Annotated in this window: 16 protein-coding genes; 9 read left to right on the forward strand and 7 right to left on the reverse strand. The window is 63.7% G+C overall.

Annotation, left to right across the window (positions count from 1 at the left end; translation table 11 throughout):
* The first annotated feature begins 54 nt into the window (after positions 1 to 54).
* Both A7A09_RS08445 and A7A09_RS08455 read left to right on the forward strand, forming a co-directional pair.
* Positions 55 to 702 carry a winged helix-turn-helix transcriptional regulator gene (locus A7A09_RS08445; RefSeq protein ID WP_245999230.1) on the forward strand — a complete coding sequence of 216 codons (648 nt, stop codon included), beginning with the start codon at positions 55 to 57 and terminating at the stop codon, positions 700 to 702.
* 299 nt (positions 703 to 1001) lie between these two features.
* Positions 1002 to 1424: a VOC family protein gene (locus tag A7A09_RS08455; protein WP_106691075.1), complete on the forward strand. Its 423-nt coding sequence runs from the start codon at positions 1002 to 1004 to the stop codon at positions 1422 to 1424.
* Between the two features lie 135 nt (positions 1425 to 1559).
* Here A7A09_RS08455 and A7A09_RS08460 read toward each other — a convergent pair whose 3' ends face one another.
* Positions 1560 to 1829 (reverse strand): hypothetical protein, encoded by a 270-nt coding sequence (locus tag A7A09_RS08460; RefSeq protein ID WP_106690976.1) that lies wholly within the window; start codon positions 1827 to 1829, stop codon positions 1560 to 1562.
* Positions 1830 to 1895: 66 nt separating this feature from the next.
* Here A7A09_RS08460 and A7A09_RS08465 point away from each other — a divergent pair, with 66 nt between their 5' ends.
* Positions 1896 to 2660: a DUF4166 domain-containing protein gene (locus A7A09_RS08465; RefSeq protein ID WP_211341076.1), complete on the forward strand. Its 765-nt coding sequence runs from the start codon at positions 1896 to 1898 to the stop codon at positions 2658 to 2660.
* Here A7A09_RS08465 and A7A09_RS21055 read toward each other — a convergent pair.
* From A7A09_RS21055 to A7A09_RS08475, 3 genes are read right to left on the reverse strand one after another with little or no spacing between them, the layout of a single operon-like run.
* Positions 2576 to 3301 carry a DUF4166 domain-containing protein gene (locus A7A09_RS21055; protein WP_211341077.1) on the reverse strand — a complete coding sequence of 242 codons (726 nt, stop codon included), beginning with the start codon at positions 3299 to 3301 and terminating at the stop codon, positions 2576 to 2578. The genes A7A09_RS08465 and A7A09_RS21055 overlap by 85 nt on opposite strands.
* Complete coding sequence (locus A7A09_RS21060; RefSeq protein ID WP_211341078.1) at positions 3235 to 4284, reverse strand: saccharopine dehydrogenase NADP-binding domain-containing protein; 1050 nt, start codon at positions 4282 to 4284, stop codon at positions 3235 to 3237. Before A7A09_RS21060 ends, A7A09_RS21055 begins: the two co-directional genes overlap by 67 nt.
* Positions 4281 to 4709 carry a thiol-disulfide oxidoreductase DCC family protein gene (locus tag A7A09_RS08475; RefSeq protein ID WP_211341079.1) on the reverse strand — a complete coding sequence of 143 codons (429 nt, stop codon included), beginning with the start codon at positions 4707 to 4709 and terminating at the stop codon, positions 4281 to 4283. The genes A7A09_RS21060 and A7A09_RS08475 overlap by 4 nt, the downstream gene beginning before the upstream one ends.
* A gap of 395 nt (positions 4710 to 5104) precedes the next feature.
* On the opposite strand from A7A09_RS08475, the gene A7A09_RS08480 reads away from it, so the two are divergent.
* On the forward strand, positions 5105 to 5548 hold the full coding sequence (locus A7A09_RS08480) for a YtoQ family protein (protein WP_106691078.1): 444 nt from the start codon (positions 5105 to 5107) through the stop codon (positions 5546 to 5548).
* A gap of 11 nt (positions 5549 to 5559) precedes the next feature.
* On the opposite strand, the gene A7A09_RS08485 is transcribed toward A7A09_RS08480, so the two are convergent.
* The gene (locus tag A7A09_RS08485) at positions 5560 to 6480 is read right to left on the reverse strand and encodes a LysR family transcriptional regulator (RefSeq protein ID WP_106690977.1); all 921 of its coding nucleotides are present in this window, start codon (positions 6478 to 6480) and stop codon (positions 5560 to 5562) included.
* 96 nt (positions 6481 to 6576) lie between these two features.
* Between A7A09_RS08485 and A7A09_RS08490 the strand changes: the two genes are divergently transcribed.
* From A7A09_RS08490 to A7A09_RS08505, 4 genes are read left to right on the forward strand one after another with little or no spacing between them, the layout of a single operon-like run.
* Positions 6577 to 7545, forward strand: a complete 969-nt coding sequence (locus tag A7A09_RS08490) for a TAXI family TRAP transporter solute-binding subunit (protein WP_106690978.1) — start codon at positions 6577 to 6579, stop codon at positions 7543 to 7545.
* Positions 7546 to 7548: 3 nt separating this feature from the next.
* Positions 7549 to 9408 (forward strand): TRAP transporter permease, encoded by a 1860-nt coding sequence (locus A7A09_RS08495; RefSeq protein WP_106690979.1) that lies wholly within the window; start codon positions 7549 to 7551, stop codon positions 9406 to 9408.
* Positions 9409 to 9418: 10 nt separating this feature from the next.
* Positions 9419 to 10741: an acyclic terpene utilization AtuA family protein gene (locus A7A09_RS08500; protein ID WP_106690980.1), complete on the forward strand. Its 1323-nt coding sequence runs from the start codon at positions 9419 to 9421 to the stop codon at positions 10739 to 10741.
* Between the two features lie 3 nt (positions 10742 to 10744).
* Complete coding sequence (locus A7A09_RS08505) at positions 10745 to 11086, forward strand: AtuA-related protein (RefSeq protein ID WP_106690981.1); 342 nt, start codon at positions 10745 to 10747, stop codon at positions 11084 to 11086.
* A 194-nt stretch (positions 11087 to 11280) separates the two neighbouring features.
* Here A7A09_RS08505 and A7A09_RS08510 read toward each other — a convergent pair whose 3' ends face one another.
* Positions 11281 to 12036 (reverse strand): SDR family oxidoreductase, encoded by a 756-nt coding sequence (locus tag A7A09_RS08510; protein WP_245999232.1) that lies wholly within the window; start codon positions 12034 to 12036, stop codon positions 11281 to 11283.
* 186 nt (positions 12037 to 12222) lie between these two features.
* Here A7A09_RS08510 and A7A09_RS08515 point away from each other — a divergent pair, with 186 nt between their 5' ends.
* A complete protein-coding gene (locus A7A09_RS08515) occupies positions 12223 to 13011 on the forward strand; it encodes a fumarylacetoacetate hydrolase family protein (protein ID WP_436277791.1) in 789 nt (262 codons plus the stop codon).
* A 192-nt stretch (positions 13012 to 13203) separates the two neighbouring features.
* Here A7A09_RS08515 and A7A09_RS08520 read toward each other — a convergent pair whose 3' ends face one another.
* Positions 13204 to 14244: a 4-hydroxythreonine-4-phosphate dehydrogenase PdxA gene (locus A7A09_RS08520; RefSeq protein ID WP_106690982.1), complete on the reverse strand. Its 1041-nt coding sequence runs from the start codon at positions 14242 to 14244 to the stop codon at positions 13204 to 13206.
* Positions 14245 to 14357 lie beyond the last annotated feature (113 nt).

The following is a 14357-nucleotide window of genomic DNA, read 5'->3' on the forward strand; positions in this document are numbered from 1 at the left end:
GTTATAAAATACAACATAAAAGTTAAAAATAATAACTAAAATGGTGAATCGGCAATGAAGCGCTGGTATGACGACGCATGTGGCACAGCTTTCGCGATGGAACTGATCGGGGAGCGTTGGGCGCTGCTGGTGGTGCGTGAACTCATGTTCGGACCGCGCCGCTTCGGCGATCTTCGGGCCAGTCTCAACGGGATCAGCGCCAATGTGCTGACCCAGAGGCTGGCAGGGCTGGAGCAGGCCGGGATCGTGATCCGGCGCAAGCTGCCGCCGCCCGCTTCGGTGCGGGTCTACGAGCTGACGCCCTGGGGCTATGAAAGCGAGGAAGCGATCAAGGCACTGGGCCGATGGGCGGTCAGGTCGCCCACGCATGATCCGACATTGCCCCTGTCGGCGGCGTCCTTGATGCTGTCCTTCCGGACGATGTATGCGGGCGGGATCGAGGCGCTGATAGGTTTCCGGCTGGAGGAGGAGGGGTTCATCGCGCGTGCCACCCGCGACGAGATCGCCATTCGCCGGGACGAGCCGGAGGCTGCCGATGTGACATTCAGCGGCTCCCCGATAGCGGTCGCCTCGGTCGTCTATGGCGGCCGCCCGATCGGCGAAGCGCAAGCCTCTGGCGACCTGCGGCTGGAGGGAAGGCATGAGTTGGCCGGGGATTTCGTGAAAAGATTTCCGTTGCCGCCCAGGATCGACAGGCCGTGACCGCCCGCCACATGGCCTGAACTTGCGCCGGGCCTTCGAGATGGCCGCGGGGAAAGATGCCTGGATTGACGACATGGCCGAGAATCGAAGGCCAATGGATCACATCTCCACCGAAATCGCGGGGGATCCTGGCATTGACCAGGGCTGCCCCCTGTTGATAATCTCGTCCTGTCTGAAACAGGTTAGGTTCGGGAAGGTTGGCCCGGCCCCCGCCCGGCGGGTCCTTCCGTCATCAAGTTGACGGCCCAAGACTATCGAGCTGTCCGCATGATGTGGACGCCGCTGGAAAGGGTATGGACATGAAACCACGGATTTCCGTTCTGACACTTGGCGTTATCGATCTCGAACGATCGCTTTCCTTCTATCGCGATGGGCTGGGTCTGCCGACCGAAGGCATCATCGGGCGCGAGTTCGAGCATGGCGCAGTGGCTTTCTTCGATCTCTCGGGCGGGCTGAAACTCGCGATCTGGTCGCAGGATGATCTTGCGCATGACACCGGGTTGTCCAGGCATGCGGTCTGCTCCACCGCTGTCAGCATCGGCCATAACGTATTGCGCCGCGAGGATGTCGACGAGATCATGGAAAAGGCGCGGTGCGCGGGGGCGAAGATCGTGAAGGCGCCGCAAGATACCTTCTATGGCGGCTACGCGGGCTATTTCACCGATCCCGACGGGCATCTGTGGGAAGTGGTCTGGAATCCGCAGATGCTGCCAGCGGATTGAAGCCTGCCGAAACATGCCCCTTGGCTTGCGATGAGGCGGGCCGGGGGCTCATCCACGGTATGTCCGGCGCAGGCGGATCGAACTGACGGTTTACCTCTTCCGACGGATACAGTTGCGCAATCGGACAGGCTCAGGTCACGCGTTCGGATGTGAATAGCCCAGGACCCGTGCCGAGCTGTCCAGATTACAGATATGCCGCCGGCTGCCGTCCCGCGCCTCGACTTGTGCCACGCCCCCCGCCTCGGAAAGCCAGCGCGAGGCGACTTCGCTGGCGGGACGCTGGATATGCGCGGCGATGACGGCTGTGCATGCGGCCTCCTGCCGGGTATGCAGGATCGCCGGTGATTCAGCCTCTACGCATGCCGAGAGCTGGGCGAGGAAAAGGATTGGCAGGAGAAGACGCATGATGATCTCCGGATGTGGTGGCGAGATGACCCTAACACCGAATGTATATTTCTGGCAAAACCCGCTTTGAGCGGTAGCCTGATCCTGATCGGGACGCTGGCGGTGAAACAAGGATGGGGGCATGGCATGGCGGATAGCGTTCGGGACTCGTCAAAGGCGTCGGCATCGGGCGCCACCCCGCGGCAGCCGGTTTTCCACGAGATACTGGGCGATGACTGGTACAGGCTTGGCGGGGTCGTCCGGCGTCATTACTTCCTGCGAGCCTTCAGTGACGATCATATCTGCGTCAGGGGCAGGATGCACGAGGTCTGGCACGGTGCTGCAGCCCGGCTGCTGATCCCGTTTGCGCGGATATTCGGTGCGCTGGTGCCTTATCGCGGCACGGATGTGCCGATCGAGGTGGATTACCGTGCCCGTCCCGGCGACAGCACGATTCATTGGGACCGGGTGTTCCATTTTGCCGGTCGTCCAGCCTTCCATTTCCGTTCCCATATGGAGCCGGCCGGCGGCAATCGGGTGATCGAATTCGTGCGCTTCGGGATCGGCATGCGACTGAAGGTCACCGCCGAGGAGGGGGCGCTCGTCTTTCGCGATGCAGGCTATATCTGGCGGATCCTGGGCATCGACATGCCGTTGCCGGTGGGGCTCGTGCTGGGCCGCGCCTATATCGAGGAGCGGCCGGTGGACGCCTCGCATTTCAGCATGCGCATGACATTGACCCATCCGCTGTTCGGCGAATTGTTCCGTTACAGCGGCAGCTTTGCGCTTGGCGATGAGCGCGTGACCTCCGTGGATGCGCCGGAGACCGGGGGAACGAGGGTTCCGCGATAGGCAAAAAGAAGCCCCGTCCAGCGATGTGCCACCACCACGCGGAAGCGATAGAGCTTGCCCGCATCCTCGGCCCCCGCCCTGATCTGCGGTGCCATCCATCCGGGTAGGGCCAGACCGGCAAGGCTCCAATTGCGGAATATCCAGGTCACTCCAGCCGGGCCGGGGCGCAGATCGAAGGTGAAGCGCAACGGGCCGAAACGCTCCTCGAACAGACCGAGCCGGTTCCGTCCCGCATCGGTCAACAGCGAGGAGAATTGGGATCTGCCGAAACGGCGGGTCCATCTTTCTCCGCCGGGAACCGGTTCCAGGGTGACCGAGGCTTCATGATGGCCCGAACGCGGCAGGCCGAGCAGCCGACGCAACAGCAGGGCAGGGATGTTTTTTCCCGGGCGGGCGACGGCATGCCCGGATGCCGAAAGGTGAGTGCCATCATGTACCGCCCTGACGGATCCGGGCAGGTCTCTCCATCTTCTGCCAAGGAGGCGTTCGAACAGGATAGGGCTGTCCGGCAGGCTGTCATCGGTTCGCGCATGGATCGGGAATGAGGCCAGTTCCCGCATGATGTCGTCAATCTTCAGTATCCCGGCACAGGGCATCGCACCGCGCCGCGTTTCGCGCCCTTCAAGCAGCGCGCGAACCATGCGGCGGCCGGGGCGGCAGGGGTATTCGGTCCCGAACCGGCCTCTGCCCATAGTGCCCATCGTGCCTGCACGGTCTGGTCGTTCCGGTCGCAGCCGGTCGCCTGAACGACCATGCCGCCGCGATCGCTGCCGAACCGGGCAAGGATGCCGGCCAGGCTCCGCAACGGTCTCGCGAGCGGGCGCAGCGACGGCATTAGCTTCCAGCGAACCGGCAGGGCGAGCAGCGCGAGTCCGATATGCATCGCCCTCACCTCGAGCCCGGCCATGAAGAGTGCGGTGCGGTGGATGGAAAAGCGCTGCGGCAGCAGGTCGAGATCCGGGGTCTCGCAGATCGAGGCGAGCCGCGTGCCAAGGCCGGGCATGTGCAGGCGGCGCGTGCCAGACCATCCGGGAACATCGCGCCATGCACCATTCCTGAATATGCGCACCGGCTGCCCGACATAGGACAGAATGGCCTTCACGACGGAAAACCCGCGCGGAGCGCGTGCCCCGGGCGAGATCGCCACCACCACCTCGTCGATGCGGGACCATCCCTCGACCAGCGGTTCAAGAGCGGCGTGGGACAGCGCGGGCGTGGAACTGGCCGCCGTGACGGCGAGGACATCCGCCTTGCGCGCGGCATCGTCGAGCGCGTCCGTGAAACCGGCGACATGGTCGCGTGCGTCGGCGAGATCGACATAATGGGCGCCCAGCCCGATCGCCTCCCGGGCGAGGCGGTAATCGCTGCCCTGGAACGGACCGGCGGCGTCGATCACGAGCCATGGAGAGAGCCTCGCCAGATCTTCCGGGCGCGATCTGTCGAAGATCCGGGTGATGATTTGCGCTGCCGTGCCTTGTTCTTCAAGCGAGCGGCGCAGCACCTCCAGCGGGTTCGCCCGCCTTGCGGCAAGGACCAGTTCGATCCCGGGAAACCGGGCCAGCATGGCGGCCAATCGGCTGCCGAACGTGCCGGTCGCCCCGACGAGGACGATGCGCCGCCTCACGGATCACCCGGCGGAATATCGTCGATGAACCGCGCCCGAATATGCGGCGGCGGGATCATGCAGCTATCCCTGCGCCCGAGCAGGCGATAGCGGTTGCGCGCGATCAGGCGATAGGCGGAATCGCGCAACGGGCGGGGGACGATCCGTAGGACGCGCAGCCATCGCCAGGGGCGGCTCAGCCGTCCCAGCATCGCGATCACCGCGTCGCTCGCCCGGAGCGGGTGGCCACGATCGAAGAACAGGAAGGTCGAGGGATCGTCCGGGTCGATGCCGAAACGCTCTGCCAGATGCCGGCCATAGGGCGACTGGATCGAGGTGAACCGGATCGCGCCAGCCGGATCGACTCGCAGGATGAACCGCACCTGTGCGGAACAGAAATTGCACAACCCGTCGAACACCATCAAACCGTCCGGATCGTCTTGCACGCGACATTCGCCCTGCAAGGTTTCTCGTCCGATTTCCGGCTTGTTCCGCAAGGCTATGCACTCCACCTGTCGAGACAGGAAAGGCGGGACCGCAGGACGGAATTGCCCGATCCCATCTGCCCGTCCCTGTGAATTAAGAGGGTGGTGGAGGGCGTGGCAATAGCCGATCGGCGAAAGATGTCCGAATATAGATCGCGAATCCGCGGCATTGATGCCCTTGGCCGGTATCATGCGCCGATCTACGCGGATTTGGCGCCCGGTTGGGTTTTCCAGCTACGAACAACATCCCGCCGGTTGCGAAAACCCATGGGATCGTCGAAGAGTCAAGGATCATCGCGCTACCCGGCGAGGCGCGCGAAATTCCCGGTTCGAGCGGCAAGACAAGGATAATTCTGATGCAACTGAGTGTATATCTGGCTGGCGAGATACATACCGACTGGCGGGAAAGCGTCATCACTGCCTGCGAAGGCCTGGCAATCGACTGGCACAGTCCGGTAACCGACCATGCCGCGTCGGATGATTGCGGGGTCGAGATATTCGGCGCCGAGGACAGCAAATTCTGGCATGATCGCAAGGGCGCATCGCTGAATGCCGTGCGAACCCGCACCGCGATTGCCCGCAGCGACGTGGTCGTGGTGTGTTTCGGCGAGAAATACAAGCAATGGAACGCGGCCTTCGATGCCGGTTATGCCTCGGCTCTTGGCAAGCCGCTGATCGTGTTGCAACCCCCGGAACATGATCATGCGTTGAAGGAAATCGATGCGGCGGCAAATGCCGTGGCGCGCAGCCCTTCAGAGGTTGCCCGCGCCCTGAAATACGTGGCTGCCGGAAAACTTTGAGGCGGAGGGTATCAGCGGCCCCCAAGATCACCTGCCCGCATTGGCGTGGCTCGGGCAAGGTCGAGAAAGGATTGCGCCGCTGGCGACAGGGTCCGTCCGGAACTCCAGACCAGCCCGATGCGTCGCTTGGCTCCGAAATCCGGTATGGGACGGAGGACAAGCCGGTTGGCGCCAAGGACCGGCAAGGTCAGCGTCGGCAGCGCCGTGATACCAAGCCCCTGGGCCACCAATGCGCCGGCGGTGGCAAGATGGGCTACCTCGAAACGCGGTTCGAGAACGCGGCCTATCCTCAGGCAGGCCCCGTCCAGTAATTCGCGCACGCTGGTTCCCCGTGCCATGGCAATGAACGGCATGTCGAGAAGTTCCGGCCACGAATAGTTGCGATCTTCGGCCAGGGGTCCGTCGGCGGTTCCCATGGCGACGAATTCGTCATCGAGGAGGCGGTGAAAGGATAACCGCGCGCGCGTGCCGACCGTCCCGGCGGTAAAGCCGATATCCGCCTCGCCTGCTTCCACCGCGTGCAGGACATTGTCGGATAACGCGTCGAGGATACGCAAATCGACATTCGGATGCTCAAGCGTGAAACGCTGAAGGAGGCCCGGCAGAAGACTGGCCGTGACCGAGGGAAGACCCGCGATGACCAGCCGCCCGTTGCGCGCGGCGAGATAGGATTCGAACTCGACCATTCCGCTTTCGGCGGTGTTCAGCATCCGCTCGGCGATATCGGTAAGCAGCAGGCCCTGCGCGGTCGGCGCGACATTGCGCGTGTCGCGGTCGAAAAGGCGGGTTCCCAGGCATTCCTCGATCGCACCGATCTGGCGTGACAGCGATGACGGGGAAATTCCCAGGTTTTCGGCTGCCGCCCGAAAGCTGCCGCTGATGGTGAGGATGCGGACGCATTGGTAATCGTCAAGCGAGAGTTTGTTGCGCATTTCGCATCAATTATCGCGATATGCGCCATTTATCGCAATGGATTTTTCGGGAAAACTGATGCTGCGGCCCCGTGCGGTTCGCGAGGGAGGAAAATCATGAACACAATTTCGCGCGCCCTGATCGGCGCATCCATGCTGACCCTGCCGATGGCGGCAATAGCGCAGGATACCGATATCCTCATCGGCTCGACCTCTGCTTCGTCCAGCCATTACGGGTATTTCGTGGCGGTTGGCCAACTCATCAACGAAAAGGTCGACGGGCTCAGCGCCTCGGTGGTGGAGACCGGCGCGACGATGGACAATATCCGACGGATGGAACGGGATCAGGTCGATCTCGGGCTGGTGACGACCAATGTCGCCCAGCATGCCGTGGCCGGTACGAATGACTTCGAAGGCAAGGCGCAGGATCTGACGCTGCTCTGGGTCTATACCGGCGCACCGCAAAACGTGGTCATGCGCGCCGATGCCGGGGTGGAGAGCCTCGCGGATCTGGAAGGCGTGCGTTTCAACCCGGGCATTCGCGGCTCTGCCACCGAAGCGACGACAGAGGCCGTGTTCGAGACGCTTGGACTCGGCGCCGATTATGTCCGCGGATCGACCACCGACATCGTCGATGCGATCAAGGACAACCGTGTCGCGGGATATGTCAAATCCGGGGCGGGGCAGAAGCTCGATGCCTCGACAATGGATATCGCGACCTTCACCGATATCGGGGTTCTGGGCCTGACGCCCGAACAGGCCGACAGCTTGCGCACCAAGATGCCCGACATCTCGATCGTGGACATTCCCGAGGGCGCGGCAGAGGGCATCCCGGCCTATACGACATGGAGTTTCGGTGTCGGTGTCGGCGCGCCATCCACGCTGGACGAAGAGACCGCCTACAATATCGTCAAGGCGGTGATGGAGGATGAGACCGCGCAGGCCAATGCCATGGCCAGCCTCAAGGAGGACGACATCTCGGAATTGACGCTGACCTATGGCACGATCCCTCTTCATCCCGGTGCGGCGCGCTGGTTCGAAGAGCAGGGGATCGACCTGCCTGAAACGCTGCGGCCGGTCGAGTAGGCCATGACGCTTGAACGCATACAGAACGGGTTGGCAATACTGGTCGGGGTGTTCGTCTTCTGGACAGCTGCCACGGGACCCTTTGAGGGACTGGTCCAGCGGGCCCTATTTCTTGCGCTGGTGGTGGCACTCGGATTCGCCCTTTACCCTCTGGGCGCCGGCACTCGCTGGCGGCCTGTGGGGCTGGCCATCGACCTTGTGTTGACAGCTGTCACGACCCTCGCCTGCGGTTATATCGTCTGGAATTACGAGACGATCATGGGTTCGCTGCCCTGGGCCACCGGATGGGACATGGCGATGACTGCCGGTCTGATCCTCGCCGTGCTGGAACTGGGGCGGAGAACCGTGGGGATCGTCTTTCCGGCGCTGGTGGTGGCGGGGCTGGCCTATGCCCTGCTCGGCGAGCATATCCCCGGATCGCTCGGACATCGCGGCTTCGACATGGCCTTCGTGACCGAGACGATTTTCCTCGGAGACCTGGGTATCTGGGGCATGCTGACCGGCGTCGCGGCAACCGTCATCGCGGCATTCGTACTGTTCGGTGCGCTGTTGCTGCATTCGGGCGGGGGACAGGCCTTCATGGATCTGGCCATGCGCCTTGGCGGTCGCCAACCGGGCGGGGCTGCCAAGATCGCCACGATCGCCAGTGGCCTGTTCGGCATGATTTCCGGTTCCGCTGTTGCCAATGTCGCGACAACGGGCAATTTCACCATCCCGATGATGATCCGGCTTGGCTATCCCAGGCCATTCGCGGCAGCGGTCGAGGCGGTGGCGTCCACCGGCGGACAGATCGCGCCGCCGATCATGGGCGCGGCGGCTTTCGTCATGGCCGAGATTCTCGGGGTCCCGTATCTCACCATCATCGTCGCGGCGATCATTCCGGCCGCGCTGTTCTACCTGTCGGTCTTCGTCACCGTGCATATCGTGGCCTTGCGCCGCAATCTCGCTATCGTGCCCGAGGACGAGTTGCCGGCCTGGGCCACGATTGCCGCGCCGCGCCGGGTGCTGCCGATCCTTGCCGCGCTGACCGGGCTGGGTATCGGTATCTATCTGGGCCGCTCCGTTGCCACGGCGGCGTTCTATGGCATTGCCGGGCTTCTGGTGGCCTTTGTCGCAACCCAGGCCGGACGGCTGAGCCCGCGCGAGATGGCGGGCCGTATCATCGCGGGGGTTTCCGACGCGGGCAGGGGCATGGTCATCATCGGCGTCCTGCTGGCCGGGGCGCAGGTGCTGGTCTCGATGATCAACCTGACCGGCATCGGCGTTACATTGTCGTCGCTGATCGTGACCCTCGCGGGCGATTCCACCGCCCTGGTGGCGCTGATCGTGGGACTTGTCTGCCTGATCATGGGGATGGGACTGCCGACGACCGCCGCCTATGTCCTTGTCGCCGCCGTTCTGGCACCGGCGATGACCGCGGTCGGGATAGACCCGCTGGTCGCCCATCTCTTCGTGTTCTACTTCGCGACCATCTCGGTGATCACGCCGCCGGTCTGCGTGGCGGTCTTTGTCGGTGCCGGGATCGCGCGCACCAATTGGCTGCCTGCCGGTTTCGAGGCCGTGCGCTTGGGCGCCGTGACCTATGTCGTGCCGTTCATGCTCTTGCTTTATCCGGGCATGACGATGCGCGGCGGGGTGTTGTCGGTCATCGAAGCGGTCACCTCGGGGATTGTCCTGGTCCTGGCTATCCCTGGCCTTCTCTCCGGCGCTCGCCTGACCGGAAAGCGGGCCATCGATCTGGCCCTGATGATCGCCGCGGTCGGTCTTGCGATCTGGCCGCATCCGGCTGCCCCTTTCGCGGCGCTGGCGCTGCTGATCGGGGGCCGGGTGATCGGGCGACGGCAGGGCGAGGTGCTGGCATGAGGCGCTCCGTATCGGCGCAGGCGCGGGTTTCTCCGGTGACCGGATCGAACCTGCGGTGGAGCTTGCCGAAAAGGGAGAACTCGATTTCCTCGTGTTCGAATGCCTGGCGGAACGCACCATCGCGCTTGCCCAACTGGCGCGGATGAATGATCCGGATGCGGGCTTTGACCCGATGCTCGAACGGCGGATGCGGGCGGTGCTTCCGGCCTGCGCTGCGCGCGGCACGCGGATCATCTCGAATATGGGCGCGGCGAACCCGCTTGCTGCGGCAAGAAAGCTGCGCCAGATCGCCGACCGGCTCGGACTGGGCAATCTCAGGATCGCGGCGGTCACCGGCGACGACGTGATCGATGCAGTGATCGATGGCGATTTCATCCTTGATGAGACGGGCGCGCCAGCCCGCGCATTGGGCGACCGGTTGATCTCGGCCAATGCCTATATCGGCGTCTCTTCCATCGTCTCGGCATTGCAGGCGGGCGCGGATGTTGTTCTGACCGGGCGCGCCTCCGACCCGGCCATGTTCCTTGCACCCCTTGTCCACAGCTTTGGCTGGACGATGGATGATTGGGACCGGTTGGGGCGCGGCACGCTTGTCGGCCATCTGCTGGAATGCGCGGGACAGATTACCGGAGGCTATTTCGCCGATCCGGGCTACAAGGATATCCCGGATCTTGCCCGGCTTGGCTTTCCGTTGGCCGAGATCGCCAAGGACGGCGATGCCGTGATCACCAAGCCTACCGGAACCGGGGGCCAGGTCACTCGCGCGACCTGCACCGAGCAACTGCTCTACGAGATCCACGATCCGTCCCGCTATTTGCAGCCGGATGTCGTCGCCGATTTCTCCCGCGTTACCCTGACGGAGGACGGCCCCGACCGTATCCGCGTCTCGGGCGGAGCCGGGGCGCCGCGCACGGGCATGTTGAAAGTGTCGGTGGGCTATGACGATGGCTGGCTGGGCGAGGGGCAGATCTCATATGCCGGACCGGGAGCCGAGGCGCGGGGCCGGTTGGCCATTGAATTGCTGCGGGAGCGTCTCGCCACAAACGGACCCGCCCTCCGTGAAACCCGGGGCGAGTTGATCGGCGTCGATGCCATACTCGGGCAGGGCGGGGTGCAGGGTTGCAGCCCGCGCGAAGTTCGCGTCCGCTTTGCCGCGCGCTGCGCCACGCAGGCCGATGCCGCCCGTATCGGCGAAGAGGTCGAAAGCCTTTATCTCAACGGTCCCTCGGGCGGTGGCGGTGCAACCCGCAGCATCCGCCGGATGCTTGGCGTCGCCTCGACATTGATCCCCGAGGAACTGGTGAAAACCCGCGTCCAGATGGTGGAGAGCTGATAAATGCGTTTGCGTGAACTGGCCCATTCCCGCACCGGCGACAAGGGTAACACCTCGAATATTTCCGTCATCGCTTATCGCGCCGAGGACTGGCCGCTGATCCGCGAAAGCGTGACGGTGGCCAGGGTCACAGATCTGTTCGGCCCGGAGATCGCGGGCGAGGTCACGCGCTACGAACTGCCGCAGCTTCATGCGCTGAATTTCGTTCTCAAGGGCGCGTTGCGGGGCGGCGTGACGCGATCGCTGGCGCTCGACGCCCATGGCAAATGCCTTGGCTCCGCCATTCTGGAGATGGAGATACCGGATCACGGTGCCCTGGCATCGAAAGGCGATGCAAATCCATGAGGCAGCGGTGATCTGCTTGCCGTTTCATCCGCAAGCCATGGGTGGTTTCGACCGCGCCGCCAGAGATCGGCGCAGCGCGAGATGGGGCATGGCACAGTCGCGAATGGCCGGCTATTCCTGATCCGGAAGCCCTCCATCAAGTGGCGATCGTACGGGGGCCGGTCGGCTGCCTTGATGGCCGCGCGGGGACCGTGTCAGATCGTCACGCCGCCATCTACCAGCACCGCCTGCCCGGTGACGAAGCGGCTTTCGTCCGAGAGCAGATAGACGACCATCGGCGTCATGTCTTCGACCGTGGCGAGCCGTCCCATGGGTTGGCGGGCGATGAAATCCTTTTCCGCCTGCACCGGGTCGTCTGCCCTGGCGATACGTTCGCGCAGGCTGGGGGTGTCGACCGTGCCGGGGCAGAGCGCATTGCATCGCAATCCCTGCCCGACATGGTCGATGGCGATTGATTTCGTCAGACCGATCACCGCCGCCTTGCTGGCGCCGTAAGCGCAGCGATTGACGAAGCCCTTGATGCTGGAACACATCGAGGACATGTTCAGGATGCTGGCCGTGCCCTTTTGCGCAGCGGTCTCCAGCAGTCCGGGCATCAGCGCGCGGGTCAGGTGGAACATCGCATCCACGTTCAGCCGAAAGCTATTGCTCCAATCCTCCTCGGTGCAGTCCCGCAATGTGCCGTTGGCCACCATTCCCGCGCAATTGAACAGCCCGTCCAGGGCAGCGGCCTCTGCCGCCACCTGCCCGATCATGGCGGCATCGGTCACGTCCAGGACTCGTGTGTGCAATCCGGGTGCCGCGAGGTCTTCGAGCAAGCGCGGGTCGCGGTCGGTTGCTATGACCTCTGCGCCCTCGGCCGCACAGGCCAGCGCCGATGCGCGCCCGATCCCCTGACCGGCCGCCGTTACGAGAATCCGTTTGCCGGAAAGCCGCATGATCTCCCCCATCTCCAATACCCCGGTCTCGACATATCACCCTGCCGGTGACTTCGCCAGAACCTGCCAGCCAGATTGCAAGCCGCTTGCCGGTGAACTAGGCTGCGGCGAAGTTTTCAACTGGGGGGATGGGATGAAACTGCTGCGTTACGGGCCGGCCGGGGCCGAAAAGCCGGGACTCTGGACGATCAGGGCCGGGTGCGCGATCTTTCGGACCATATCGACGATATCGCCGGTGAGGTGCTGACACCCGAAGGGCTGGAGCGCCTGCGCGCCCTGAACCCCGCCGACCTGCCCGTGATCGGGGGAGAGCCGCAGAACGGGTTGCGCCTTGGCCCCTGCGTGGGCCAGGTGCGCAAGTTCATCGCCATCGGGCTGAACTATGCCGACCATGCCGCCGAATCCGGCATGGCCGTGCCCACCGAACCCGTGGTCTTCAACAAATGGACCAGTTGCATTACCGGCCCGGATGACGAGGTCCTGGTGCCAAGGGGGGCGACCAAGACCGATTGGGAGGTCGAACTGGGCGTGGTCATCGGTGCTCGGGCGTCGGGCGTCGGCAAGGCCGACGCGATGAAGCATGTCGCGGGCTATTGCGTCGTCAATGATGTCAGCGAACGCGAATGGCAGTTGGAACGCACGGCAACCTGGGACAAGGGCAAAGGATTCGACACGTTCGGACCCATCGGCCCGTGGCTGGTGACAACGGATGAGATCCCCGATCCCGGAAAGCTGAAGATGTGGCTTGAGGTGGACGGCAAGCGGTACCAGGAAGGCTCGACCGAGACGATGGTCTTTGGCGTCGCGGAACTGGTCAGCTATTGCTCGACCTTCATGACCCTGCTGCCGGGCGATATCATCACCACCGGAACTCCGCCCGGCGTTGGCATGGGGCAGTCGCCGCAGGTCTTCCTGAAAGGCGGCGAAGTCATGTCCCTGGGCATCGAGGGCTTGGGCACGCAGACCCAGAAGGTCGGCAACGCCTGATCATCAGCACCGAATCCCGCCAGCCTGGAATCCCGGACAGGCTGGCGGTCTCGCTTTTGCGGTGCGGGCCGATACATGGCCCGGCCGGGAATACCGGGCCCGTTCAGGCGCCGGTCACGGTTTTTCCTGCAAAACAGGCAGCTCGCTGGCTTTTGAAACACGGCGGAAAGCGTTCTGCTGCGCGTTCGGGTGTCAGGCGTCCAGGGGATCGGCCCAAGCGGGGCGCAGTGCGGGAAGCTGTGTTCGAGGCGGGTTGATTGCAGCCAGATCGGCGCCCAGTTGGGCGGCCGCCAGCGTTGCCCCCAGATCGGCCTTGCCCTGGCCCGCGATGTCAAAGGCCGTGCCATGCGCAGGGGTCACGATCGGGAAGTCGTGACCCGCAATCAGGGTCACGCCCCGGTCGAAACCGATCAGTTTCATCGCGATCTGCCCCTGGTCGTGATACATCGTCAGCACCGCGTCGAACTCCCCCCGAAGGGCACGCACGAAGACGGTGTCCGAAGGGATCGGTCCCTTGACGTTCAAACCCTCGGCGGCGGCCTGTTCCACGGCTGGAACGATGATGTCTTCGTCCTCGTCACCGAAGTTCCGGCCATCGCCCGCATGCGGATTGAGTGCCGCCACCCCGATGCGGGCTCCGGGCTTGCCTGCGCCTTGCATGACGTCAGCCGTCAACCGGATATGCGCCAGTATGCGGTCGATGCTCAGCAACTCGGCCACTTGCCGCAAGGGGACATGCGATGTCACGCGGGCGTTCCAGACCTCGTCCAGGACGTTGAATTCGTGACTGCTGCGCGAGCTGTCCAGGATGGCGCCGATGAAGCCGGCCTCATCGACATATTGAGGCCGCGCTAAACGCATGGAATGCTTGTTGAACGGTGTGAACATCACCGCATCCACCAGACCGGCCTGTGCCAGGCGCAGTGTCGCTGCGAAATTTTGCAGGGATGCGGTGCCCGCCTCCATGGTCCAGTGGCCGAGTGTCAGGCCATCTGTGGGACAGTTTCCGAGATCGACCATCACCTGGCCTGCTGGCAAGGTCGAGCCGATGTCATCCGGCCGGATCATGGGCAGCACGAATTCGACGCCCGCATGTTTCTTGCCCATGTCCAGCACCCGTGCATCGCCGACAACGATCACCTCGCGGTCCCGCATGGTCTGATGGACCAGCAGAGCCGCAGTCAGCTCCGGTCCGATGCCGCAGGCATCTCCAATCGCAATCGCTAAACGCATGGTTCAATCCCAAGCCTCTGTAACTTGTAGTCCATCACGTCCTCATAAAACCACCTGAACCTGTCCGTCGGCATGATCACCTTGTTCAATCTCCGGGAAACCGGCATCCGCTG

It is taken from the genome of Paracoccus methylarcula, from assembly GCF_003007735.2.
Taxonomy (GTDB): Bacteria; Pseudomonadota; Alphaproteobacteria; order Rhodobacterales; family Rhodobacteraceae; genus Paracoccus; species Paracoccus methylarcula.